At 72.4% G+C, this 23,290-nt stretch carries 26 protein-coding genes and 2 pseudogenes; 20 read left to right on the top strand and 8 right to left on the bottom strand.

Features of this window, described 5'->3' with window-relative positions; translation table 11 throughout:
• Positions 1–271: 271 nt before the first annotated feature.
• Both HCJ94_RS02050 and ffh read left to right on the top strand, forming a co-directional pair.
• Complete coding sequence (locus HCJ94_RS02050) at positions 272–1,699, top strand: sugar transferase (protein WP_309227109.1); 1,428 nt, start codon at positions 272–274, stop codon at positions 1,697–1,699.
• A gap of 166 nt (positions 1,700–1,865) precedes the next feature.
• On the top strand, positions 1,866–3,416 hold the full coding sequence (ffh, locus tag HCJ94_RS02045) for a signal recognition particle protein (protein ID WP_167999229.1): 1,551 nt from the start codon (positions 1,866–1,868) through the stop codon (positions 3,414–3,416).
• Between the two features lie 89 nt (positions 3,417–3,505).
• Here ffh and HCJ94_RS02040 read toward each other — a convergent pair whose 3' ends face one another.
• Positions 3,506–3,694 carry a hypothetical protein gene (locus HCJ94_RS02040; RefSeq protein ID WP_167999180.1) on the bottom strand — a complete coding sequence of 63 codons (189 nt, stop codon included), beginning with the start codon at positions 3,692–3,694 and terminating at the stop codon, positions 3,506–3,508.
• Between the two features lie 127 nt (positions 3,695–3,821).
• Between HCJ94_RS02040 and HCJ94_RS02035 the strand changes: the two genes are divergently transcribed.
• From HCJ94_RS02035 to HCJ94_RS02020, 4 genes are all read left to right on the top strand, one after another.
• Positions 3,822–4,085, top strand: coding sequence for a hypothetical protein (locus HCJ94_RS02035; RefSeq protein WP_167999446.1), 264 nt, complete (start codon positions 3,822–3,824; stop codon positions 4,083–4,085).
• A 65-nt stretch (positions 4,086–4,150) separates the two neighbouring features.
• Positions 4,151–4,687 (top strand): Uma2 family endonuclease, encoded by a 537-nt coding sequence (locus tag HCJ94_RS02030; protein ID WP_309227108.1) that lies wholly within the window; start codon positions 4,151–4,153, stop codon positions 4,685–4,687.
• 59 nt (positions 4,688–4,746) lie between these two features.
• Positions 4,747–5,964, top strand: coding sequence for an RNA-guided endonuclease InsQ/TnpB family protein (locus tag HCJ94_RS02025; protein WP_167999228.1), 1,218 nt, complete (start codon positions 4,747–4,749; stop codon positions 5,962–5,964).
• Positions 5,965–6,031: 67 nt separating this feature from the next.
• On the top strand, positions 6,032–7,111 hold the full coding sequence (locus HCJ94_RS02020) for an amidohydrolase family protein (RefSeq protein WP_167999227.1): 1,080 nt from the start codon (positions 6,032–6,034) through the stop codon (positions 7,109–7,111).
• Positions 7,112–7,131: 20 nt separating this feature from the next.
• Here HCJ94_RS02020 and HCJ94_RS02015 read toward each other — a convergent pair whose 3' ends face one another.
• Positions 7,132–7,728, bottom strand: coding sequence for a TetR/AcrR family transcriptional regulator (locus HCJ94_RS02015; protein ID WP_167999226.1), 597 nt, complete (start codon positions 7,726–7,728; stop codon positions 7,132–7,134).
• Between the two features lie 235 nt (positions 7,729–7,963).
• Here HCJ94_RS02015 and proS point away from each other — a divergent pair, with 235 nt between their 5' ends.
• The 12 genes and pseudogenes from proS to HCJ94_RS01955 all read left to right on the top strand — a co-directional run bounded on the left by proS (position 7,964) and on the right by HCJ94_RS01955 (position 16,281).
• Positions 7,964–9,370: a proline--tRNA ligase gene (gene proS / locus HCJ94_RS02010; protein ID WP_167999225.1), complete on the top strand. Its 1,407-nt coding sequence runs from the start codon at positions 7,964–7,966 to the stop codon at positions 9,368–9,370.
• A gap of 49 nt (positions 9,371–9,419) precedes the next feature.
• Positions 9,420–10,040: a ribonuclease FAU-1 family protein gene (locus HCJ94_RS02005; RefSeq protein WP_167999444.1), complete on the top strand. Its 621-nt coding sequence runs from the start codon at positions 9,420–9,422 to the stop codon at positions 10,038–10,040.
• A gap of 247 nt (positions 10,041–10,287) precedes the next feature.
• Positions 10,288–10,749, top strand: a complete 462-nt coding sequence (rpsP, locus tag HCJ94_RS02000) for a 30S ribosomal protein S16 (RefSeq protein ID WP_167999224.1) — start codon at positions 10,288–10,290, stop codon at positions 10,747–10,749.
• On the top strand, positions 10,724–10,984 hold the full coding sequence (locus HCJ94_RS01995) for an RNA-binding protein (protein WP_309227107.1): 261 nt from the start codon (positions 10,724–10,726) through the stop codon (positions 10,982–10,984). Before rpsP ends, HCJ94_RS01995 begins: the two co-directional genes overlap by 26 nt.
• 2 nt (positions 10,985–10,986) lie before the next feature.
• A pseudogene (rimM, locus tag HCJ94_RS01990) lies at positions 10,987–11,539 on the top strand (ribosome maturation factor RimM).
• 73 nt (positions 11,540–11,612) lie between these two features.
• Entirely contained in the window at positions 11,613–12,386 is a 774-nt protein-coding gene (gene trmD, locus HCJ94_RS01985; protein ID WP_167999223.1) for a tRNA (guanosine(37)-N1)-methyltransferase TrmD, read from the top strand.
• 143 nt (positions 12,387–12,529) lie between these two features.
• Positions 12,530–12,886 (top strand): 50S ribosomal protein L19, encoded by a 357-nt coding sequence (gene rplS, locus HCJ94_RS01980; protein WP_167999222.1) that lies wholly within the window; start codon positions 12,530–12,532, stop codon positions 12,884–12,886.
• Between the two features lie 184 nt (positions 12,887–13,070).
• Positions 13,071–13,939 (top strand): annotated as a pseudogene (lepB, locus tag HCJ94_RS01975) (signal peptidase I).
• Between the two features lie 9 nt (positions 13,940–13,948).
• On the top strand, positions 13,949–14,584 hold the full coding sequence (gene lepB, locus HCJ94_RS01970; protein WP_167999220.1) for a signal peptidase I: 636 nt from the start codon (positions 13,949–13,951) through the stop codon (positions 14,582–14,584).
• A 58-nt stretch (positions 14,585–14,642) separates the two neighbouring features.
• Positions 14,643–15,155 (top strand): NUDIX hydrolase, encoded by a 513-nt coding sequence (locus HCJ94_RS01965; protein WP_167999443.1) that lies wholly within the window; start codon positions 14,643–14,645, stop codon positions 15,153–15,155.
• Positions 15,149–15,961 carry a ribonuclease HII gene (locus HCJ94_RS01960; protein ID WP_167999219.1) on the top strand — a complete coding sequence of 271 codons (813 nt, stop codon included), beginning with the start codon at positions 15,149–15,151 and terminating at the stop codon, positions 15,959–15,961. Before HCJ94_RS01965 ends, HCJ94_RS01960 begins: the two co-directional genes overlap by 7 nt.
• Positions 15,958–16,281 carry a DUF2469 domain-containing protein gene (locus HCJ94_RS01955; protein WP_007075222.1) on the top strand — a complete coding sequence of 108 codons (324 nt, stop codon included), beginning with the start codon at positions 15,958–15,960 and terminating at the stop codon, positions 16,279–16,281. Before HCJ94_RS01960 ends, HCJ94_RS01955 begins: the two co-directional genes overlap by 4 nt.
• 64 nt (positions 16,282–16,345) lie before the next feature.
• On the opposite strand, the gene HCJ94_RS30700 is transcribed toward HCJ94_RS01955, so the two are convergent.
• Positions 16,346–16,468 carry a hypothetical protein gene (locus HCJ94_RS30700; protein ID WP_255480865.1) on the bottom strand — a complete coding sequence of 41 codons (123 nt, stop codon included), beginning with the start codon at positions 16,466–16,468 and terminating at the stop codon, positions 16,346–16,348.
• Between the two features lie 202 nt (positions 16,469–16,670).
• Positions 16,671–17,300: a methyltransferase domain-containing protein gene (locus HCJ94_RS01945; protein WP_167999218.1), complete on the bottom strand. Its 630-nt coding sequence runs from the start codon at positions 17,298–17,300 to the stop codon at positions 16,671–16,673.
• 375 nt (positions 17,301–17,675) lie between these two features.
• Here HCJ94_RS01945 and HCJ94_RS01940 point away from each other — a divergent pair, with 375 nt between their 5' ends.
• Positions 17,676–18,242 (top strand): murein hydrolase activator EnvC family protein, encoded by a 567-nt coding sequence (locus HCJ94_RS01940; RefSeq protein ID WP_167999217.1) that lies wholly within the window; start codon positions 17,676–17,678, stop codon positions 18,240–18,242.
• Positions 18,243–18,279: 37 nt separating this feature from the next.
• Here the strand turns inward: HCJ94_RS01940 and HCJ94_RS01935 are convergent, their stop codons facing one another.
• Together HCJ94_RS01935 and HCJ94_RS01930 are read right to left on the bottom strand one after the other, a co-directional pair.
• On the bottom strand, positions 18,280–19,461 hold the full coding sequence (locus tag HCJ94_RS01935; protein ID WP_167999216.1) for an aminotransferase class V-fold PLP-dependent enzyme: 1,182 nt from the start codon (positions 19,459–19,461) through the stop codon (positions 18,280–18,282).
• Positions 19,462–19,523: 62 nt separating this feature from the next.
• The gene (locus tag HCJ94_RS01930; protein WP_167999442.1) at positions 19,524–20,435 is read right to left on the bottom strand and encodes a tyrosine recombinase XerC; all 912 of its coding nucleotides are present in this window, start codon (positions 20,433–20,435) and stop codon (positions 19,524–19,526) included.
• Positions 20,436–20,681: 246 nt separating this feature from the next.
• Here HCJ94_RS01930 and HCJ94_RS01925 point away from each other — a divergent pair, with 246 nt between their 5' ends.
• The gene (locus HCJ94_RS01925; protein ID WP_167999215.1) at positions 20,682–21,017 is read left to right on the top strand and encodes a hypothetical protein; all 336 of its coding nucleotides are present in this window, start codon (positions 20,682–20,684) and stop codon (positions 21,015–21,017) included.
• Positions 21,018–21,029: 12 nt separating this feature from the next.
• Here the strand turns inward: HCJ94_RS01925 and HCJ94_RS01920 are convergent, their stop codons facing one another.
• Positions 21,030–22,289, bottom strand: a complete 1,260-nt coding sequence (locus HCJ94_RS01920) for a DNA-processing protein DprA (protein ID WP_167999214.1) — start codon at positions 22,287–22,289, stop codon at positions 21,030–21,032.
• Positions 22,290–22,409: 120 nt separating this feature from the next.
• Positions 22,410–23,288 carry an ATP-binding protein gene (locus HCJ94_RS01915; protein WP_255480863.1) on the bottom strand — a complete coding sequence of 293 codons (879 nt, stop codon included), beginning with the start codon at positions 23,286–23,288 and terminating at the stop codon, positions 22,410–22,412.
• Between the last annotated feature and the right edge of the window lie 2 nt (positions 23,289–23,290).

Genomic DNA, 23,290 nt, shown 5'->3' with positions numbered 1-23,290 from the left:
ATTTCCAGATTCGCCACTCGGCGGATAGCCGGGTCCACCGAACAGCTCATCGGTGAGCACTTTCGCTGCTCGGGCCCCTCCTTCCGTCCCGGCAGTCCTCCGGGCGGTCTCAAGACAAACATTCGCATCAGAGGTAACACGAACCTCTGGAGCGGCGCTCATCACACGGGCGCGGGGCTTCTGCCCCGTCGATTGACGTGCCATTCACGGGGAGAAGCGCACGGTGACTTCTGGGCAGCAAGATGTGTTGGCGACTGCCGTCATCCCTCGGGTGCAGGCCAGCGATGGCCCGGCCGACGCGGAGACGGTCGAACGACGAGGAGACGGCGCCACGCCTCCACCCGCCGTCGCTCCTGGTCGAGCGTCGATCGGCTACCTCAGGGCCTGGATGCTCCTGCTGCCCGTGGACATCGTGGCGCTGCTGGCTCCGGTGCCCTTCAACGCCGATCACTGGCGTGGCCTGACGGTGATGGGCCTCCTGACCGTCGTCCTGCTGGCCGCCGGCGGTCTCTACCGGTCGCGCCTGCACCTGGCGATCCTCGACGAGGCGCCGGTCATCGTCAGCCGCTTCCTCATGTCGGCGGCCATCGTCGCCTTCATCGCGGCCCTCCGGCACGAGAGCTTCGCGAACTTCGGCAGCCTGCTCCGGGCGGCCGCCCTCATGCTCGTCATGCTGCTGGTGGGACGGGGCCTCGCGATGTGGACGATCATGATCGGTCGGCGCCGGCGCATCGTCGGTCACCCGACCATCCTCGTGGGCAGCGGAGTCGTGGCGGCCGAGCTGGCCCACGTCCTGGCCCGCTACCCGCAGTACGGGCTGCGGGTTGTCGGTTTCGTCGACAACCCGCACCGCGCCGATCAAGCCGTCGACGGCCTGACGCACCTGGGGGACCTGGACCACCTCACGACGGCGATGGCGGGCGCCAAGGCCGACGTGCTGCTCATCGCCGATCCGGACATCACCGACAGTCGTTTCGCCGGACTCCTGCGCGAGGCGATGTCCACGACCTACGACATTCTCGTCGTGCCGCGGATGCACCAGTTCCAGACCCAGACAACCAGGCCGGACCACGTGGGGGCGATCCCGGTCATGCGTATCCGTCCGCCCCGGTTGAGCGGCTGGCGGTGGGCCCTCAAGCGATCGGTCGATGTCGTGTTCAGCGCCCTCGCGATCGTCGCGCTCGCTCCCGTCCTTGCCGCCTGTGCGTTGGCGGTGCGCATCGAGGGCGGGCCGGACGTCCTCTTCCGTCAGCAGCGGGTCGGCCGGCACGGCACCCTCTTCGAGGTCCTGAAGTTCCGTTCCCTCCGTCCAGCCAGCGAAGCCGAGTCGCAGACCACGTGGTCGGTGGCGAACGACAGCCGGGTCGGGCCGGTCGGGCGTTTCCTGCGTCGCACGTCCCTCGACGAGTTGCCCCAACTGTGGAACATCCTGCGGGGCGACATGACGCTGGTCGGTCCCCGTCCGGAGCGGCCCCACTTCGTGGAGCTCTTCTCCGCCGAACACACCCACTACTCGTGGCGGCATCGGGTTCCCGCCGGTCTCACCGGCCTGGCTCAGGTCAGCGGACTGCGCGGTGACACCCCCATCGCCGATCGGGCGCGCTTCGACAACTACTACATCGAGAACTGGTCGCTGTGGTTGGACTTCAAGATCGTCCTCAGGACGATCCGCGAGGTCCTGGTCGGCGGTGGCCGCTGACGGCGGTCCGCGGGGAGTTCCCGGTGGGCCCGGCGCCGCACGACGGCCGGCGGGCTGAGGCCGGCCCGGAGCAGCCGTGCGGCAGGCCGGTTACCCTTGCGGGTGGCCGGATCTCTCTCCTGGCCGTGTTCGTGCCCGCCGGAACACTGACAAACGGGATGTTCGTGTGTTTGACACCTTGAGTGACCGCCTGTCCGGGATCTTCACCAAGCTCCGCGGCAAGGGTCGGCTCACCGACGCCGACATCGACGCCACCGCGCGCGAGATCCGCCTCGCGCTGCTGGAGGCGGACGTCGCGCTGCCGGTGGTCAAGGGCTTCATCGCGAACGTCAAGGAGCGGGCGCGCGGCGCCGAGGTCTCCCAGGCGCTCAACCCGGCCCAGCAGATCATCAAGATCGTCAACGAGGAGCTGATCAACGTCCTCGGTGGCGAGGGGCGGCGGCTCCAGTTCGCCAAGCAGCCGCCGACGGTGATCATGCTCGCCGGCCTCCAGGGTTCCGGTAAGACCACGCTCGCCGGCAAGCTGGCCCGCTGGCTCAAGACCCAGGGCCACCAGCCGCTGCTGGTCGCCGCCGACCTCCAGCGCCCCAACGCCGTCGGGCAGCTCCAGGTGCTCGGTGGCCGCGCCGGCGTCGAGGTGTACGCCCCGGAGCCCGGCAACGGCGTCGGCGACCCGGTGCAGGTCGCGCGGGCCTCGATCGAGCACGCGAAGCGGGCCGCCCGCGACATCGTCATCGTCGACACGGCCGGCCGCCTCGGTATCGACGCCGAGATGATGCAGCAGGCCGCCGACATCCGCGACGCGGTCGACCCGGACGAGGTCATCTTCGTCATCGACGCGATGGTCGGTCAGGACGCGGTCCGCACCGCCGAGGCGTTCCGCGACGGCGTGGGCATCACCGGCGTGGTCCTCTCCAAGCTCGACGGCGACGCCCGTGGTGGTGCCGCGCTGTCGGTCCGGGAGGTCACCGGGCAGCCGATCCTCTTCGCCTCCACCGGCGAGAAGCTGGAGGACTTCGACGTCTTCCACCCCGACCGGATGGCCAGCCGGATTCTCGGCATGGGCGACGTCCTCACTCTGATCGAGCAGGCCGAACAGGCCTTTGACGCCGATCAGAAGGAGAAGATGACCGCCAAGCTGATGGGCGGCGAGCAGTTCACCCTGGAGGACTTCCTCGACCAGCTCATCGCCGTCCGGCGGATGGGCCCGATCGCCAACGTGCTGGCCATGATGCCCGGCATGGGGCAGATGAAGGACCAGCTCGCCGAGCTGGACGACAAGCACTTCGACCGGGTGACCGCGATCATCCGGTCGATGACCCCGGGCGAGCGCACCAACCCGAAGATCATCAACGGCTCGCGCCGGGCCCGGATCGCCAACGGTTCCGGCGTCACCGTGATGGACGTCAACCAGCTGCTCAACCGCTTCGCCGACGCGCAGAAGATGATGAAGCAGATGGGCGGCATGATGGGCCTGCCGGGTGGCCGCCGGAAGGCGACCAAGTCGCCGAAGAACAAGCGCAAGGGCACGAAGGGCGGCGGTGGCGGCCGGCCGCGTACCGGCGCCGGGATGCCGGGCGGCTTCCCGGGCGGCATGCCGCAGCTTCCCCCGGGCATGGGTCCGGACGACCTGGCCGGCCAGGGCCTGCCGCCGGGCTTCAAGCTCCCGAAGATCGACTTCAACAAGCTCGGCAAGGGGGACAAGCGCCCCCGCTGAGCGCCTCGCCAGCGCAGCCCGCCCCGCCACCGCAGGGCGGGCTGCCGGTCAACTGACCGCACCGACGTCCGGCTCAGGCGCGGCTCTCCTCAGTCTTCCGCCAAGTCTGGCCGGTGCTGCCGAATCCACTTCTCTACGTCGGACTTCCGCCACACCTTTCCCATGGCCAACACGGCGATCGGCTCCGGGAAGTTCCGTTGATTGGCAATGACGGAGGCGCGTTGCCGGGACACACCACCGAGCATTTCCCGAATCTCTGACACGCCGACAAGCTCCACGGGTTGACGATGGCAGCGACACAAGGCCGTGACGTCGACAACTACGGAATGCGTTGACACAGACAACGGATGGCGTAACTATGAAGGGGTGACCACGCCCGATGCGTTGCCCGTCCATGACCAGCCGCTGGGAACCTTCGATCCGGTGCACCAACACTTACCCAGGCGGCCTCTGTGGCTCTGCCGGGTGTGCACGGCTGCTTGGCCGTGCCCTACCGCCCAGATGCTGCTTCGGACCCAATACGAGGGCAACCGGGTAGCGCTGTCGGTCTACATGTCGGGCCAGTTGTTCGACGCCACGGCCGACTTGACCAAGCTGTACCCGAACTCCGCGTCGTCTCCCGGAGCCCTGTTCGACAGATTCCTGGCCTGGACCGCACGGCGTACCTGAGTCCTGCCGTGGCGGACCGTCGTTGGAAAGGACTGTATGGCGTGCTGCCCCACGGCCTGAGCTCTGTGACCGACCTGCTTCACCTGCCCGATGAATCCCGGTACGAGCTGATCGCCGGTCGCCTGGTCATGCTGGACTGGACTCCGGTGCACCAAGACTTGTGCCTGAACCTCCTCCTAGCCGTCAGCGAGTACTGCCCCGGAAATCTTCTGCCGAGTCTGCATGTCTCGGTGGCGGTCGACCGACGCCATGAATTCCGGCCCGACGTCCTGGTCATGCGCACCAGCTGCGCGGACGTGTCACCGCTCCCGGTCACGGAGGTCGTGCTCGCCGTCGAGGTGCTCGCCTCGCACGACCGGTTCCACGACCTCTACGACAAGGCGAAGGTCTACGCAAAGGCCGGGGTCGGGTCGTACTGGGTGATTGATCCGCTCCAGGAGCGCATAATGCTGACCGAGTACGCGCTGGGCAGCGGGCGGGAGCACGAGCAGGTCGCCCACACCGAGGATTTGTTCGTCACCGAGCGGCCGTGGAAGGTCTCCGTCGACCTGCCGGCGCTGACCGCCCGGCGGAACGACCTACTCGCCACCGACGCGGAGTGACCGAATGCTTTGCACGCAGCCCACGTGAAGCGGTACATGGAGCAGCAGAGGGCCGCTGAATGCTGACCGGCCGCCGCTACCTGCTGGCGTTTACCGAGGAACAAGCCGCCTACGCCGAACGCGTCGGCTCCATCTGCCGGGCCGTGTGGAACACGGCGTTGGAGCAGCGGCGGGATTACCGCCGGCGCGGGGCGTCCATCTCCTATGTGGAGCAGGCAAGGCAGGTGGCCGAGGCGAAGAAGGATCCGGCGTGCGTGTGGCTGGCTGACGCCCCGTCCCACACATTGCAGCAGACCTTGCGGGACTTGGACCGGGCGTGCCGGACGCACGGCACGTGGAAGGTGCGGTGGCGGTCCAAGGTGCGCAACGCACCGTCTTTCCGGTTCCCCGATCCGAACCACATCGTGGTGCGCCGGCTCAACCGCCGCTGGGGCGAGGTCCGTTTGCCGAAGTTTGGCCCGGTGCGATTTCGGTGGACCCGTCCGCTCGGCGGCGTCATTCGTAACGCCACCGTCAGCCGGGACGCCGGCCGTTGGCACATCTCGTTCTGCGTCGAGGATGGCATCGCCTCGGCTGCCCCGAGCGGCAAACCCCCGATCGGGGTGGACCGGGGTGTTGCGGTGGCCGTCGCCACATCGGACGGCGAGCTGCGTGACCGGGCCTTCGCCACCCCTGGCGAGCAGCAGCGGATCCGGAGGTTGCAGCAGCGGCTAGCCCGGTCGCGGCAGGTGCATGGCCATAACCGTCGATCCCGGCGCCGCGACGCTGCGCGCGCCCAACTCGCCCGTCTGCACGCCCGTATCCGGGCACGCCGGGTGGACTTCGCCGCGCAGACCGCCGTGCGGCTGGTCCGCAGCCATGGCTTGGTCGCTGTCGAGGACTTGCCGATCAAGAGGATGACTGCTAGCGCGAAGGGCACCGTCGAGAGGCCCGGCCGCAAGGTGGCAGCCAAGGCGGGACTCAACCGGGCCATTCTGTCCAAGGGATGGGGTGAGTTCCTGCTCCGGCTCGAACACTCGGCGCGTTACCACGGCGCGACCGTGGTCAAGGTCAACCCCGCGTACACGTCGCAGACTTGCCACGCCTGTGGGCACGTCGCTCCGGACTCCCGCGAGAGCCAAGCGGTGTTCCGGTGCGTCGCCTGCGGGCACCAGGCGCACGCCGACGTGAACGCGGCCAAGAACATCCTGGCCGCAGGGCGTGCGGTCGCAGGGCGTGGAGACCTCGCCGTTGGGCGGTCTGTGAAGCGCCAACCCCCCGAACGGCTGACGGCATGAACGTGCCTCAGCCACGGGAGTCCCCCCGCTTCACGGGGGGAGGAAGTCAACCGGTAGGACTGAGCGCATGGCTCTGCATGTGCGCGGTGTGCTCCTCCCCGACGACGAGGTCCGGGATCTGTGGCTGGTCGGCGACCGGGTCACCTTCGACCCGGTGCCCGGAGCGGAGACCGTCGTCGACGGCGGCTACGTGCTGCCCGGCCTGACCGACGCGCACTGCCACATCGGCATCGCCCGTGGCGGCGCCCCGATCACCTCGCTCGACCAGGCCCGCGAGCTGGCCCGCACCGACCGCGACGCCGGGGTGCTCGCCATCCGGGACGCCGGCTCGCCGTACCCGTACCCGGAGCTGGAGGACGAGCCGGACCTGCCGCGACTGGCCCGCGCCGGCCGGCACATCGCGCCTCCGAAGCGGTACCTGCGCGACATCGGTGTGGAGGTCGGCGCGGCGGAGGTGGCCGCGACGGTCGCCGAGCAGGCGCGGGCCGGCAACGGCTGGGTCAAGCTGGTCGGCGACTGGATCGACCGCGGGGTGGGTGACCTCGCGCCGGCCTGGGACGCGGACACCATGACCGCGGCGGTCCAGGCCGCACACGCCGCCGGGGTACGCGCCGCGGTGCACACGTTCTCCGAGACGGCCGTCGAGATCATGGTGCGGGCCGGGGTGGACTCGGTCGAGCACGGCACCGGCCTCAGCCTCGACCTGATCGACCTGATGGCCCGGCAGGGCACCGCGCTCGTGCCCACGATGATCAACATTCAGACCTTCGGCGGTATCGCCGAGCAGGCCCGCGCGAAGTTCCCCGGGTACGCCGACCACATGCTCGCCCTGCGGGACCGCTTCCCCGAGGTGGTGCGCGCCGCGTACGAGGCGGGGGTGCCCGTCTACGTCGGCACGGACGCCGGCGGCGGCATCGACCACGGCCTCGCCGCCGAGGAGATGCTGCTGCTGCACGAGCGGGCCGGCATGTCCGCGGTGGACGTCCTCGCCGCCGCCTCCTGGCGCGCCCGCGAGTGGCTCGGGTTCCCCGGTCTCGTCGAGGGCGGCCTGGCGGACCTGGTCGTCTACCCCGAGGACCCGCGGCGCGACCTGCGCGTCGTCCGTACGCCCGCGCGGATCGTCCTCCGCGGCCGCGTGGTGCGTTGACCCGAGGCGGACCTCGGGTGTCAGGACGCCGGTGCGACGGCGGCGCCGAACAGGCGGACGGCGAGGCGGGTGAGCGCCTCGGCGGTGTCGTCCACCGGCGCCTGGGGAAGCACGATGTGGCTGATCACGAGCCGCACGACGGAGTCGGCGGCGAAGGCCAGGGCCGCCGGGTCGGCGCCGGGAAGGTGCCGCTCGGCCCACTCGATCAGCGCGGCGGACGCCTCGGCCAGCACCAGGTCGCTGCGGGTGGTGAGGTACGGCAGCAACTCCTCCGAGCCGCCCCGCGAGCTCGTGAGGATCGCCTTGACCAGCGGGTTGTCCGCCGCGGAGGCGAGCGTGTGCCGGATCGCCGCGTACGTGGCGGCACGCAGGTCGTCGCCGTGCTCGGTCAACGCCGCACGGACCTCGGAGACGAACCGGTCCACCTCGCGCCGGGCCAGCGCCTCGGCGAGCCCCGCCTTGGTGCCGAACTCGTTGTAGACGGTCTGCCGGCTCACGCCGGCGGTGGCGGCGACAGCGCCCATCCGCACGCCGTCCCAGCCGGTCGCGATCGTCAGCGCCCGCGCCGCGTCGACGATGCCGTCGCGCAACCGCGTGGCCTCCCTCAACTCACCCATGATGGTCGAAGTCTAGGGCGTGTTTCAGGAGACTCGCCTGGCCCGAGACTCGCCTTTCCTGAGACTCGCCCTTTCTTGAGACTTTCTTGAGACTCGCCTCTCCGGAGAGCGGCCCACTCGGGCACGGCCTCCTGACACAGGCCCCGGGGCCTTGCGGCAGCCGGGCGGCGACGCGCGGCTGCCGCGGGCCGCCCGATGGCGGTGACCGGCCCGACGGCGCATAGGATGTGCGGTCATGGCACGCGTGCTCACTCCCCGTGCGGAGGACTTCCCCCGCTGGTACCAGGACCTGATCGCCAAGGCGAAGCTGGCCGACAACGGCCCGGTCCGGGGCACCATGGTGATCCGACCGGCCGGCTACGCCATCTGGGAGCGGATGCAGGCCGAGATGGACGCCCGCATCAAGGCGGCCGGCGCGGAGAACGCGTACTTCCCGCTCTTCATCCCGGAGAGCTACCTCAAGCGCGAGGCCGAGCACGTCGAGGGCTTCTCGCCCGAGCTCGCCGTGGTCACCCACGGTGGCGGCAAGCAGCTCGCCGAGCCGGTCGTGGTGCGCCCCACCAGCGAGACGGTCATCGGCGAGTTCATGGCCAAGTGGATCGACTCGTACCGGGACCTGCCGCTGCTGCTCAACCAGTGGGCGAACGTCGTCCGCTGGGAGCTGCGCCCGCGGGTCTTCCTGCGGACCAGCGAGTTCCTCTGGCAGGAGGGCCACACGGCGCACGCGACCCGCGAGGACGCCCGGGCCTACGCCCGGCGGATCCTGCACGAGGCGTACGAGGACCTGATGGTCAACGTCCTCGCCATCCCGGTGCAGGTGGGTCTGAAGACCGCGCGGGAGCGGTTCGCCGGCGCCACCGCGACGTACACGCTCGAGGGCATGATGGGCGACGGCAAGGCGCTCCAGCTGGGCACCAGCCACGAGCTGGGGCAGAACTTCGCCAAGGCGTTCGACATCAGCTACTCCTCGGCCGAGGGCGGCCGGGAGCACGCGTGGACCACGTCGTGGGGCACGTCGACCCGCATGCTCGGCGGCCTGATCATGTGCCACGGCGACGACAACGGCCTGCGGGTGCCGCCGAAGCTCGCGCCGGTCCAGGCGTACGTGATGGTCGTCAAGGACGGCGAGGGGGTCGGCGAGGCGGCGGCCAAGCTGCGCGACGGCCTCCGCGACGCCGGTGTCCGGGTCGCGCTCGACGACCGCACCGACACCCCGTTCGGCCGCCGGGCCGTCGACGCCGAGCTGCGCGGCTATCCGGTACGCGTCGAGGTCGGCCCCCGCGACCTGGCCGCCGGCAACGCGGTCGTGGTGCGGCGTACGGACGGTTCGAAGTCCCCGGTGCCGGTGGCGGACGTGGTCGGCGCGGTGCTCGCGGCCCTCGACGCCGACCAGAAGGCGCTCCACGACCAGGCGCTCGCCAACCGGGAGACCCGCACCCGGGAGGTGTCGACGCTCGGCGAGGCGATCGAGGCGGCCGCCAGCGGGTGGGCCCGGGTGCCGTGGTCGGCGGTCGGCGCGCAGGGCGAGGCCGAGGCGAACGCCCAGGGCGTCACCGTCCGCTGCCTGGTCCGGGCGGACGGCTCGGTGCCGGACTCGGAGGACGAGGCGGACCTGGTCGCGATCCTGGCCCGCGCGTACTGAGGTGCGGCCGGGCGGTCCGGTCGGCCGGTTCGCGCCGGGCCGGCTGATCATGCACCGGAACGTGCGGCACGGCCGGATCGGTTGGGTCCGGCCGGCCCGCGTGGTCCTCGACGACGACCGGGGCCTGCTGCTCTGGGTCGCCCGCGACACCCCGGTGGCGCACGAGGTGACCGAGGCGGGGCTGGGCCTGCGGGCGGTGCCCTTCGCCGAGTGGATCACCTCGTCCTACCGCCTGGCCCGTGGGCGCTGGAACGGGCCGCCGGTGCTGAAGTTCCTGCCCACCGGGGCGGCCCACTCGGTCTGGTGGTTCCGGGACGCGCAGGACCGCTTCGCCAGCTGGTACGTCAACCTGGAGGAGCCCGCCGTCCGCTGGGACGACGGCGCCGTGGCCGGGGTCGACATGGTCGACCAGGACCTCGACGTGGTGGTCCACCCGGACCTGACCTGGGAGTGGAAGGACGAGGACGAGTTCCTCGAACGCCTCGCCTTCCCCGACCACTACTGGGTGACCGACGAGAAGGCGGTCCGGGCCGAGGGCGAACGGGTGATCCGGCAGGCCGAGGCGGGGGAGTTCCCGTTCGACGGCACCTGGTGCGACTTCGTGCCCCCGGCGGAGTGGACGCCCCCGCGGGACCTGCCGCCCGGCTGGGACCGGCCACCGGCGCGCTGAGGCCGCTGACGTGTTTCCGGTCACTTTCGGGTGGCGGCGGGTGACCCGGGCCGGTCCGGTGTGAGAGTTCCCGACCCGATCTGGCAGAATGGCTGGCTGGTATCCGGCGTGTGTCCGGCGCCCTCTACCCCGGGCACCACGCCAGTCCACCGAGCAGTCTCCGGCCCAAACCCCACTGTGCCGGTCGGCGCTCACCCGTGCACCGCCCGTTCCGGGCCGGTGAGATCGCAACAGGAGCGAAAGAACTGTGGCCGTAAAGATCCGGCTCCTGCGGATGGGCAAGATCCGCAACCCGCAGTACCGCATCGTCGTCGCCGACTCGCGCACCAAGCGCGACGGCCGGGCGATCGAGTTCGTCGGGATCTACCAGCCGAAGGAGCACCCTTCGGTGATCGAGGTCAAGTCGGACCGGGTGCAGTACTGGCTCTCCGTGGGCGCGCAGCCGAGCGAGGCGGTGCAGCGCCTGCTGGAGAAGACCGGTGACTGGCAGAAGTTCAAGGGCCTGCCGGCCCCCGAGCCGCTGAAGGTCGCCCCCGAGCGGGCCGACCGCAAGGCGGCGTACGAGGCCGAGGCGAAGGCCGCCGCCGGTCTGGCGGAGGCGCCGGCCAAGCCGGCCAAGAAGGCCGCCGCCAAGGTCGAGGCTCCGGCCGAGGCCGAGGCTCCGAAGACCGAGGAGCAGGCCGGTGGCGACTCCGGCGAGCAGGCCTGACGTGGCTCTGCGTCCGGCGCTGGAGCACCTGGTCAAGGGCATCGTCGACCACCCTGACGACGTCCGGGTCCGGCTGGTCGACTCCCGTCGGGGCAAGCGGCTCGAGGTCCGCGTGCACCCGGAGGATCTCGGCACGGTGATCGGGCGGTCCGGGCGGACCGCCAAGGCGCTGCGCCAGGTGATCGGCTCCATCGGCGGCCGCGGCGTACGCGTCGACATCGTCGACTCGTACTGATGCTGCTCATCGTCGGCAGGATCGGCAAACCGCACGGGATCCGCGGTGAGGTCACCGTGGAGGTGCGGACCGACGAGCCCGAGGCACGGTTCGCGCCGGGCTGTGCCCCCGAATGGCGTGCTGGGCGCCGAACCCGGCGCGAACGAGCCCACCGAGCCCGGCGCCTACCAGGTGCCCGAGGAGTTGACCGTCGAAGCCGCCCGCTGGCACCAGGGACGGCTGCTGGTCGCGTTCGAGGGCGTGCTGGACCGCAACGTCGCCGAGGCGCTCCGCGGGATCCTGCTCAGCGTGGACAGCGCCGACGTCGCCCCTCCGGAGGACCCGGAGGAGTTCCACGACCACCAGCTGGTCGGTCTGGCCGTGGTCACCCCGGCCGGTGAGCGGCTGGGCGAGGTCGCGCGGATCGACCACGCGCCCGCGTCCGACCTGCTGGTGCTGCGCCGCCCCGGCGGCCGGGACGCGCTGATCCCGTTCGTCAAGGCGATCGTCCCCGAGGTCGACCTCGCCGGCGGTCGCGTCGTCGTCGACCCGCCCGGCGGCCTGCTCGACCTCTGAGGAGGGGCCACCGGCCCGGGTTCCGGGCCGGCCGCGCAGGCCGTCCGGCCCGGAAGCTGTTGGAGCATGCCGCATGCGTGTCGACATCGTGTCGATCTTCCCGGAGTACTTCGCTCCGCTGGACCTGTCGCTCATCGGCAAGGCCCGGGCCAACGGCACCCTGCGGCTGGCCGTACACGATTTGCGGACCTGGACCCACGACGTGCACCGCACGGTCGACGACACGCCCTACGGCGGCGGGCCGGGCATGGTCATGCGGCCGGAGCCCTGGGGTGAGGCGCTGGACGCGCTGGCCCCGCCGGAGGTCCACCCGCCCCGGCTGCTGGTGCCCGCGCCGACCGGTGCGCGGTTCACCCAGGCGATGGCCCACGAACTGGCCGCCGAGCCGCACCTGCTCTTCGCCTGCGGCCGGTACGAGGGCATCGACCAGCGGGTGCTCGACCACGCCGCCACCCGGATGCCGGTGACCGAGGTCTCCCTCGGCGACTACGTGCTCTTCGGCGGCGAGGTCGCGGTGCTGGTGATCATGGAGGCGGTCACCCGGCTGCTGCCGGGGGTGCTCGGCAACGTGAGCTCGCTGGACGAGGAGTCGCACGCCCACGGGCTGCTGGAAGCCCCGATGTACACCAAGCCGGCGACCTGGCGGGGCCTGGACGTGCCGGAGGTGCTCCGCTCCGGCGACCACGGGCGGATCGCCCGCTGGCGGCGCGACGAGGCGTTGACCCGTACCGCCGACCGGCGACCCGACATGCTGGCCTCCCTCGACCCGGCGACCCTCGACAAGCGGGACCTCGCCGCGCTGGAGCGGGCCGGATTTCAGCCCCCGCCGGGGGATGTGGCAAAGTAGAGGGGTTGCCGCAGTCGGCCGCGCCGCGGGCGGCTGCGAGGGTCCTCGACCGGGGTCGGCGCCACCGGCCACCACCCGGGGATCAGAATCACCCATTCGCGCACCGACTGACGGTGCGCCGTGAGCCTCACGAGGACGCAGCGATGAACATCCTGGACGCCCTTGACGCAGCGTCGAAGCGCGTTGACATCCCCGACTTCCGGGCCGGTGACACCGTCAAGGTGCACGCGCGGGTCGTCGAGGGTAACCGGTCCCGGGTCCAGATCTTCCAGGGCGTCGTCATCCGCCGCCAGGGTGACGGTCTGCGGGAGACCTTCTCGGTCCGCAAGGTCAGCTTCGGTGTGGGTGTCGAGCGCACCTACCCGGTCAACAGCCCGGCCATCGACCGCATCGAGGTCGTGACCCGCGGTGACGTCCGGCGTGCCAAGCTCTACTACCTGCGTGAGCTGCGCGGCAAGAAGGCCAAGATCAAGGAGAAGCGCGAGAAGCAGCCCAGCTGACGTCGCGCTGCGCCACGCCGCCCGAGCTGCGCGTATGTCGTACCGACCAGACGGCACTACCCTGGTCGTACGGGCGCAGCAGGGCGGCCTCCCGCCTCACGGCGGGGAAGACGTCCACTGCCGCCCGGGGAGCCTCGACGAGGTTCCCGGGCGGTAGTGTCGTTTCTGCGGACCGGGGAGTGGCGTGGTGCGGACGCTCAGCGAGGACGGCGCGGTCGATCCGTGGCGTCGACGGACCCGCCGCACCCGCCGGCAGATGCCGCTCTGGCAGGAACTGCCGCTGCTGCTGATCGTCGCGTTCTGCCTCGCGGTGCTGATCCGCACCTTCCTGCTCCAGGCCTTCTTCATCCCGTCCGGCTCGATGGAGGACACGCTCCTCGTCGGTGACCGGGTGCTGGTCAACAAGGTCGTCTACGACGTACGGGACCCGGCCCGCGGCGAGGTGGTCGTCTTCCGGGGCACCGACCGCTGGGCCCCGCAGGTCGACGGGCAGCCCGAGCCCGGCTTCGTGGGCAAGCTCGGCGCCACGATCGGCGACCTGGTGGGGGTGAGCCGGCCCGGCGAGAAGGACTTCATCAAGCGCGTCATCGGCCTGCCCGGCGACCGGGTGAGCTGCTGCGACGCGCAGGGCCGGGTGCTGGTCAACGGCACGCCGCTGGACGAGCCGTACGTCGTCCGTGACTCGCCGCTGGACGTCCCGCCGAACCCGCGCGAGTGCCGCTCCCGCCGCTTCCGGGAGATCGTGGTCCCGCCCGGGCAGATCTTCGTCATGGGTGACCACCGCCTCGTCTCCCAGGACGCCCGCTGCCAGGGGCCGGTGCCGATCGACAACGTGGTCGGCCGGGCCTTCGGCGTGGTGTGGCCGTCGTCGCGGTGGAGTTCGCTGTCCGTTCCCGAGACCTTCGCGAACGTCCCCGGTCCGGCCAGCGTGTCGACCGGCCGGGCACCCGTCCGGCCCACCCCGGACGGTGGTGTGGTGCTGCTGCTCCCGCTCTTGGCGGCTCTGCTCCGTCTCGCGCGTTCCGGACGGTGCCGTTCAGCCGGGCAACGTAGGCTCCTTGCGTGATTGACGAGCAGACCGACAAGTCCCGCAGCTCCTTCTGGAAGGAGCTGCCGATTCTCCTGGGCGTGGCGATCCTGGTCGCGGTGCTGGTGCGAGCGTTCGTGCTGCAGACCTTCTTCATCCCCTCGCCGTCGATGGAGAACACCCTGCAGATCGACGATCGGGTGCTGGTCAACAAACTGGTGTACGACTTCCGGTCGCCGCACCGGGGCGAGGTGATCGTCTTCAAGGCGCCCACCGCGTGGAGCGGCAACCCGGACGGCGAGGACTTCATCAAGCGCGTCATCGGCGTCGGCGGGGACCGGGTGGTCTGCTGCGACGAGCAGGGGCGGATCACGATCAACGGCACGCCGCTGGACGAGCCGTACCTGTTCTCCTCGGACGGCGAGCGGGACAGGCCCGCCGACCAGGACTTCGACGTCACCGTCCCGGAGGGGCGGCTCTGGGTCATGGGTGACCACCGGTCCGCGTCGGGGGACTCGTTGCAGCACTGGCAGCAGTCCGGGCAGGACATCAACGAGGCGACCATTCCCGAGGACGAGGTCGTGGGCCGCGCGTTCACCGTGTTCTGGCCGCTCGACCGGGCGGGCTGGCTGAGCGTGCCGGAGCAGTTCGAAGCCATCCCCGGTTCCTGACCTGGCCGGCGACCGTGGGGGCGTGGGCGTTGTCGGTGACGTCTGGCAGGCTGGGGCGGTGACCGTCTACACCCCTCGTCGCGCGGCCCGGGTGCTGCTCGTGAACGGGGCCGGGCGCATCCTGCTGTTCCACGGCAGCGACCCGGCCCGGCCCGGGCACCGGTACTGGTTCACCCCCGGTGGCGGGCTCGACCCGGGGGAGAGCCCCGCGGCCGGCGCCGCCCGCGAGCTGGCCGAGGAGACGGGCCTGCGGCTCGCGCCGGACGAGCTGGGCGAGCCGGTCTGGTCGGAGACGGTCGAGTTCCCGTTCGACGGCGTCTGGTACCGGCAGGAGCAGGAGTTCTTCCTGGTCCGGGTGGCCGCGTGGGAGGTCGACACGGGAGGTTTCGACGCCGTCGAGCGGGCCAGCGTCGTCGGGCACCGCTGGTGGTCTCCGGAGGATCTGGCGGCCAGCGGCGAGCGCTACTATCCGCCGGACCTGCCGGCCGTGCTGACCCGGGCGTTGGCCACCGCCCCCGGTGCGTCGACCGTCCCCGGTGCGGCTGGCCTGGACGGCGGTGGGTCGTGCTGACGCCCCCGCGCACCGTCGTGCGCCGGGAGGGCGGGCTGTACGCCCTGGAGCGCGCCCTGCAGCGGCGCGGCTTCCGGCACGTGGCCGGCGCGGACGAGGCCGGCCGTGGCGCCTGCGCCGGTCCGCTGGTGGCGGCGGCCGCGATCCTGCCCGAGGGGCGGCGCGGCGAGATCGAGGGTCTCGCCGACTCCAAGCTGCTCACCCCGGCCAGCCGGGAGCGGGTGTACGAGGAGGTGGTCGCGCGCGCCCTGGCGTACTCCGTGGTGGTGATCCCGGCGACGGAGGTGGACGCCCGCGGTCTGCACGTGTGCAACCTCGCCGCGATGCGCCGGGCGTTGGCCTCGCTCCCGACCCCGCCGGAGTACGTGCTCACCGACGGCTTCGGCGTGGACGGCCTGGACGTGCCGGGCCTGGCGGTGTGGAAGGGTGACCAGGTGGCGGCCTGCGTGGCGGCGGCGAGCGTGCTGGCCAAGGTCACCCGGGACCGGATCATGGTCGAGCTGGACGGGACGTTCCCCGGCTACGGCTTCGCGGAGCACAAGGGTTACATCACTCCCGAGCACTCGGCGGCGCTGCGCGAGCGCGGCCCCTGCCCGGAGCACCGGTTCTCGTACGTGAACGTCGCGGCGGTGTCCGGCCGGCACGACGCCCCGCCCCGGGCACGTCGACCAATGGGCGCAAGGCCGGACGAGCCGATGGAGCGCTCGGGCGCGCCAGGGGGTACCGTCGGCGTGGCGTTGGGCGAGCGGCCTCGGCCCTCGGCGCCGGTGGGGGAAGATGTGGTCATGGAAGGCGGAGAGGGATGAGCGCGGAAGATCTCGAAAAGTACGAGACAGAGATGGAGCTGCAGCTCTACCGGGAGTACCGCGACATTGTCCGCCAGTTCTCCTACGTGGTGGAGACCGAACGCCGCTTCTACCTGGCGAACCAGGTCGACCTCCACGTACGCAACTCGGACGGCGAGGTCTACTTCGAGGTCGAGATGCACGACGCCTGGGTGTGGGACATGTACCGCCCTGCCCGGTTCGTCAAGAATGTCCGGGTGATGACGTTCAAGGACGTCAACGTGGAGGAGCTGGAGAAGCCCGACATCTCGCTGCCCGCCGACTCCGGCTTCGGCGGCTGACCCGTCCCGGTTCCGGCGGCGCCCCCGCCGGCCGACGCACCACGGCCCCCCACCGCCGTGCCCGTCATCCCTCCACCACCACGACCTCGACCCGCTGGACGAGGTTGTTCGCGAACCCGCCCCGGTTCCACGGCTGCTCCACCGGCTGGGTCCGGCCGGAGGCGTCGGTGGCGCGGGCGCTCAGCACGTACCGCCCCGGAGCCGCCGTCCACTCGTGGCCAGCCGCGAGGGCCGGCTGACGTCGTCCACAGTGGTCATCTGCTCTCCCCGGCCCCGGACGGCGGCGGTCCCGCCGTGACGCGGATCAAGCCTAGGCCCTGTCCGGCCGGTCGTTCGCCGGCCGGACGGGCCCTTGAGCCCCGGCGGCGCAGGTCGGGTCGCACGGGGTGCTACCGGTCGAACGCGAACATCGTCACCCCGGCCGGCAGGGGGCGCGGTGCCGTCCGCAGTCGGTGCACGCCCACGCCGACGCCGTCCGCCGGTTCGCTCACCGCCACCTGCTCGAACCCGGACGCCGCGAACCAGTCGCAGATCGCCGGCACCAGGTCCGGGTCGCGCCGGTGCCGCGTCCAGATGACCGTGCCGCCGGTCGCGCAGAGGGCGGCGCAGTGCCCGACCGTCGCCCGGATGTCGGCCTCCGGGATGTTGCCGAAGACGCCGCAGACCAGGACCAGGTCGGCGGGCGCCAGATCGGCGTACGCGTCGGTGCGCGCCGCGTCGCCGACGACCACCTCGACCGTCGCGAGCCCGGCCGTCGCGACGGCGGACCGGGCGACCTCGGCGTTGCGGGCGTCCAGCTCGACCAGCCGGGCGGTCACGTCCGACCCACGGGGGTGTTCCGCGAGCACGGGGATGAGGTCCCGGCCCTGGCCGGCGCAGAGGCTGATCGCGCGCAGCGGGCCGGGCGGGGCCTGGTCGAGCGCGTCCACGACCCGGCGGCGCACCTCGGTGAGCCGGCGGGACAGGGGCGAGTCGGGATCGCCGTAGTCGTCGTGCCACGCGTACCAGTCCTCGGTCACCGGTCCAGCCTAGGTGCGGAGGCGGTGGCCTGGTGATCCCGGTGGCGCATAGCAGATCAGGTCCCTAAGCGGGGGCTGTCCACAGTGGGAGCACTGTCCACAGGTGGCTCGCGGCGGGGTGGCGACGTGGCGGACCGCTCGGGAAGGGTGCCTCCCATGGGACCTCCGTCGCGGCTCGTCGCCCCGCTGCGCCTCGGCCTGCTGTGTGTCGTCCTGCTGGCGGTCGTACCGTCCGCCCCGGCGGCACGTGGCTCGGCGCCGGCTCGCGTGGGTGGGCCGTTCGTGCCCACTGCCATGCATGCATGCCACGCCGGGCCGGGCAACGTACTACCCCGGGTGTGGGTCGGTGTGACGCATCAACGAGATCCTGTCGGGATGTCGGAAGGTTCCGGCCCTTCCGGGGACCGGACTCTTTCTGCTGCCGACGCCTGTGCCGCGCTCACCCCGCTCGCCGTTGTGAGGCCCGTCGGGGTCGTGGCCGCTGCTCCGGCCCGGCCGGACGTCGCCGCGCCGGCGGTCGGGTCGTTCCGTTGGCCGCTGCCCGGGCCGCCCCTCGTGGTGCGGCACTTCGACCCGCCGCCGCAGCCGTGGCTGTCCGGCCACCGGGGTGTGGACCTGGCCGCCACCCCCGGCGCCCTCGTGCGGGCCGCCGGTGCCGGCATGGTCACCTTCGCCGGGGCGGTCGCCGGCCGACCGGTCGTCACCGTGACGCACGCCGACGGACTGCGGACCACCTACGAGCCCGTGCGGCCGGCCGTCGAGGTCGGCGCCCCGGTGCCGGCCGGAGGCCCCATCGGTCACCTGCTGGCCGGGCACCCCGGCTGTCCGGTCGCGTCGTGCCTGCACTGGGGCCTGCGCCGGGGCGACGTGTACCTCGATCCGCTGGCCCTGGTCGGGCGTGGACCGGTCCGGCTGCTGCCGCTCGACCCCGCTGCCTCGTGAACCGTCGCGTGCGGGGTGTCAGGTGCCGCCGGAGGGCTCAGCGTTGCGCGAGCAGCGGGGGGAGTGACACGGCGAGCCGCTCGTACTCCGGCGCCGAGTTGTACACCTGCCCGCACACCCGCAGCCAGCCCCGCCCGTCCCAGGCGTTCACGGCGACCTCGACGGCGAGCCGTTCGGCGATCCGGGCCCGCAGGTCCCGCGCCGCGTCCAGGGTCGTGGCGATCCCCGGGGGCAGTGGGACGATCCGCATGGCGACCCCCGGTCCGCCGGGGTCCGGCAGGTCGGCCGGGCGCACCCCGAGCGCGTCCCCCAGCACCCGTTGGCCGTACGCGGCCAGCGCGGCGTTGTGCCCGCGGACCCGGTCGAGGCCGAGGCTGCGCAGCGTGAACACGCCCACGGGCGCGGCCAGCCACGGGGTGTAGTCCATCGTCGCCTGCCACTCCACCCGACTCGGGAAGCCGGACTCCTGCTCCCAGGAGACGACCAGCGGCTCGATGCGGTCCCGCCACGGCGGGGCCACCACCAGCACGGCTGTGCCGCGCGGCGCGTACGCCCACTTGTGCAGGTTGCCCACCCAGAAGTCCGCCCCGATGCCCTGCACGGTGGCGGGCAGCATTCCGGGCGCGTGGGCGGCGTCGACCAGGATCGGCACGCCGTTCTCGCGGGCGACCCCCGCGATGGCGGCGACCGGGAGCAGCCGTGCGGTGGGGGAGGTGAGCTGGTCCACCACGAACAGTCGGGTCCGGCCGGGGCGTAGGCCGGTGCGGACGATCTGGAGAATCTCCTCGTCGGTGGCCTCCAGCGGTACCCGCAGCGCCCGGGTGACAGCCCCGCTCCGGCGGCACTCCCGGGCGATCGACAGTGCGACCGCGCCGTACCCGTGGTCCGTGGTCAGCACCTCGTCGCCGGGCTTCAGGGCGAGCGACTGGAGCACCACCGCCACGCCGGTCGTGGCGTTCGGCACCAACGCGGTGCCGTCCGGGTCCGCCCCGAGGAAGGCAGCCAGGTGCCGGCGGGTGTGGGTGATGCGGTCGACGAGCCCGGCGGTGAAGAACCGCAGGGGATTCGCCTCCATCTCGTCGCGCAGCCGCTGCTGGGCCCGCTGCACCCCGATCGGCACGGCACCGAACGAGCCGTGGTTGAGGTGGCTGACCGCCGGGTCGAGGGAGAAGAGCAGGCGCGCTCCCGGGATCGGTTCGGGCGGCTGCACAACGCTCACCCGATGATCGTAACCGTCGGTGTATCTCCGCCTGCCCGGTCGACCGGGATGTCGGGACTCCGTCAAGCGCGGGGATGGGCCTGCCGGTAGGCGGCCCGTAGCCGCTCGACCGACACGTGGGTGTAGATCTGCGTACTGGCCAGGGAGGAGTGACCGAGCAGTTCCTGCACCGCCCGCAGGTCCGCGCCGCCCTCGAGCAGGTGGGTCGCGGCGGAGTGCCGCAGCCCGTGCGGACTGATCCGGGGCAACCCGGCGGCCTCCGCGTACCCGCTCACGATGCGGCGCGCGGTCGTCGCGTTGAGCCGGCCACCTCGGGCACCGAGCAGCAGCGCGTTCCGTGAGTGCGGCCCCACCAGCCTCGGACGGCCGTGACGCAGCCACCCGTCGAGCGCCCGCTGCGCCGGGACCCCGTACGGCACGCTGCGCTCCCGGCCGCCCTTGCCCAGCACGCGGATGACGCGCCGGCCCTGGTCGACGTCCGCCACGTCCAGTCCGCACACCTCGCTCACCCGGACCCCGGTGGCATAGAGCAGCTCCAGCAGCAGCAGATCGCGCAGCCGGACCGGATCGGGGTCATCGGCGACCGGCCCGGCGACCTGGGAAACGCCGGCCTCGACGAGGGCCGCGGCCTGGTCGGCGCGGAGCACCGTGGGCAGTTCCCGGTGCGCCCGGGGGCTGGCCAGCGGTGCGGCCACGTCGGTCGGCAGCAGCCCGCGGCGGTGCGCCCAGGCGCTGAACGTCCGGGCCGCCGCCGCCCGCCGGGCGAGCGTGGACCGGGCGGCCCCCATCGTCCGCTGCCGCGCCAGCCAACTGCGGACGACGGCGAGGTCGAGGTCGGCGGGACTGCTGCCACCGCCGCGTACGGCGTGGTCGAGCAGCGAGACCAGGTCCGTGACGTACGCCCGAACCGTGTGGGCGGAGCGGTTGCGAACCTGCGCCAGGTGGGTGGCGAACTCGTCCACCGCCTCGCGCATGGCTGGCGGCAGCGCCGCGTGCAGGGCACGTGTCGCGCGGCTGTCCCGCCGGCTCACGTGCCGGCCCTGATGGGACTGCTTGTCCGCGCGCACCCGTTCAGCTTACGGTCGCTGCATCCGCCGCCGACGGTGCCGGCGGTCACCGGTGGACGCACGTCAGGCGACAGGTGTGTCCACCCGGGACCGTGCGGGCAGGCGTGCCGCGCGGTCCGCCACGGCTTCGGACGCGACGGACGGAGGCACCGGGTGGGGCTGGATGTCGTTCTCTACCGGGCCCTGCCCGCGGGTAACCGACGCGTCTCGTACGTCCCGGTGCGCGTGGTGCCGGACAACGACGACACGCTGCTGGGACTGCTGGACCGGATCCGGGGTGCCGGCCGGACACCCCTGCTGGACCGGTTGGACCCGGTCGGCGACCAGGCCTTCGACGCGCGGTCGGTGCCGACCCTCCTCGAGGAGTTGCGCTTCCTGGCGAACGTGGCGGGCACCGAGGTCGAGGCGGCCCGTGTCCGCAGTGTCGTCGCGCTGGCCCGGCGCTGCCTGCGTGAGCCCGGCACCGAGATCCGCTTCGAGGGCGACTGAGCCCGGCAACGGTCATGTCTCGCCGGCTCCGCTGGTCGCCGTTCGGGCGGGCGCGGAACCGCGCGGCGGTGGTGCGACGATCACGTACCCGCCGTCACGGCGCACGACCAGCCCCAGTTCCTCCAGCAGGGCCAGCTTGCGCAACGCCGTCCGCACCGCCACGCCGGACCGGGCGACCACCGTGTCGACACTGGTCACGCCTCGCCGGGGCAGCGACTCCAGCACGGCGGTCGCCTCGTCGTCGAGCTGGTCCCTCGGCCGCTCGGGCCCCCGGGCGGGCGGGGCGAGGTCGCTGCCGATCCGGCCCACCTCCTCGAGCACGTGCGCGACGCCGGTGACCAACCGCGCGTGCGGTTCGTCCCGCAGCAGCTCGTGCGCCCCGACCGACATGACGGAGGTCACCGGGCCGGGCACCACCATGGTCCGGCGGCCGATCGCCAACGCCCGGCGGGCGGTCTGCGTGGCACCGCTGCGCGCCGACGCCTCCACGAGGACACTGCCGCGCGTCGCGGCGGCGATGACCCGGTTGCGGATCAGGAACCGGGGCCGCAGCGGTTCCGCCCCGGGTGGCCATTCGCTGATCAGCAGCCCGGTTTCGGCGATGCGGTCGAAGAGGGCGGCGTTGCCCACCGGGTACGGGCGATCCAGGCCGCACGCCAGTACGCCGACGGTCAGCCCACCGGCGCTCAGGGCGCCCCGGTGCGCCGCGGCGTCGATACCGAACGCTCCGCCGGAGACCACCGTCCAGCCCCGCTCGGCCAGCCCGTACGCCAGCTCGGTGCCCACGTGGACGCCGTACCCGGTGGCGGCGCGCGCCCCCACCACCGCGACCGACCGGTCCAGGGCCTCGCCCAGCGGCCAGGCGCCACGGACCCAGAAGCAGAGCGGCGGTGCGGTCTCCCGGTCGACCTTGCGGGTCGCCCCCACCAGCACGAGGTGGCGCAGATCGCCCACCGGTGCCGGCCACTCCTCGTCGGACGGTGTCACCAGGCGGGCGCCGAGCCGGTCCGCCCGCCCGAGCGCCTCGGTGGCGACCGTCACTGGGTCACCGGCCGCGAGGCGGGCAGCCACTGTGTCCCGCAGCGCCTGCTCCGGCGCGGCCCCGTCCAGCAGCAGGGCGAGCGTGGCGACCGCGCCCTGCTGCTCCACCAGGCGGAACACCGACCGGGTGCCCGGCTCGGTGAGCCAGGTCAGCGCCACCCGGGCGAGCCGGTCCGCCTCTGCACCGCCAGCCGTCGGAGGTACGCCGCGCGGCGCGGGGTGGATCGTCATGTCACCTCTCCTGTCCTCGTGTAGCGGCTCGGTGCGGCCGCCATAGCCAGGGCCGCCGAGCCTTTGGGCCGCTCGACTTCCTTTGTGGCGGTGGTGTGGTGTCGTGGCGTGCACCGGTGCTCACAGCGCCTCCCCGGTGCGCAGCCCGATCGCCTCGCGGACGTCGTCGGCGTCCGGGCGGTCCCGGCCGTCCAGGTCGGCGATGGTCCAGGCGAGCCGGAGCACCCGGTCGAAACCCCGGGCCGAGAGCGAGCCGGCGTCGAGGCGGGCACGCAGCTCCCGGGTGTCCCGGGCCGGCAGGCACCACGGCGCGCGACGCAGCACCGGGCCGGGCAGCTCCGCGTTGATCCGCCGGCCGAGACCCGACCAGCGGGCTGCTGCCGCCGCCCGGGCCGCCGCCACCCGGGCCGCCACGGCTGCCGAGCACTCGCCGGCACCGGCGACCTCCGTCAGCTCTGCCGCGCGGATGGGCTGCACGGTGACCTGGACGTCGATCCGGTCGAGCAGCGGGCCGGAGAGACGCCCCAGGTAACGCCGGCGGGTCAGGGGCGAGCACTCGCAGGTGACGACCCCGGACGGTTTCGCGCAGGGGCACGGGTTGGCGGCCAGGACGAGCTGCACGCGGGCCGGGTACTCGGCGGCGCCCCGGGACCGCGCCAACCGGACCAGGCCGTGTTCCAGAGGTTGCCGCAGTGCGTCCAGCGCACCCTTGCCGAACTCGGGAGCTTCGTCCAGGAAGAGAACGCCGCGGTGGGCCAGCGAGACCGCGCCCGGACGCGCGAGGCCGGAGCCCCCGCCCACCAGAGCCGGGACGGTCGCGGTGTGGTGCGGCGCCTGGAAGGGCGGCCGACGGATCAACTGCCCACCGGGTGGCATCAGGCCCGCGATCGAGTGCAGCGCGCTCACCTCCATCGCGGCGTCGTCGTCCAGCTCGGGAAGGACCGACGGGAGCCGTTCGGCGAGCATCGTCTTGCCGGACACCGGGTTATGACACATCATTT

Source organism: Micromonospora thermarum, from assembly GCF_012034245.1.
GTDB lineage: Bacteria > Actinomycetota > Actinomycetes > Mycobacteriales > Micromonosporaceae > Micromonospora > Micromonospora thermarum.
The sequence above is the reverse complement of the archived record's forward strand: the minus strand, read 5'-3'. Positions and strand labels throughout refer to the sequence as shown.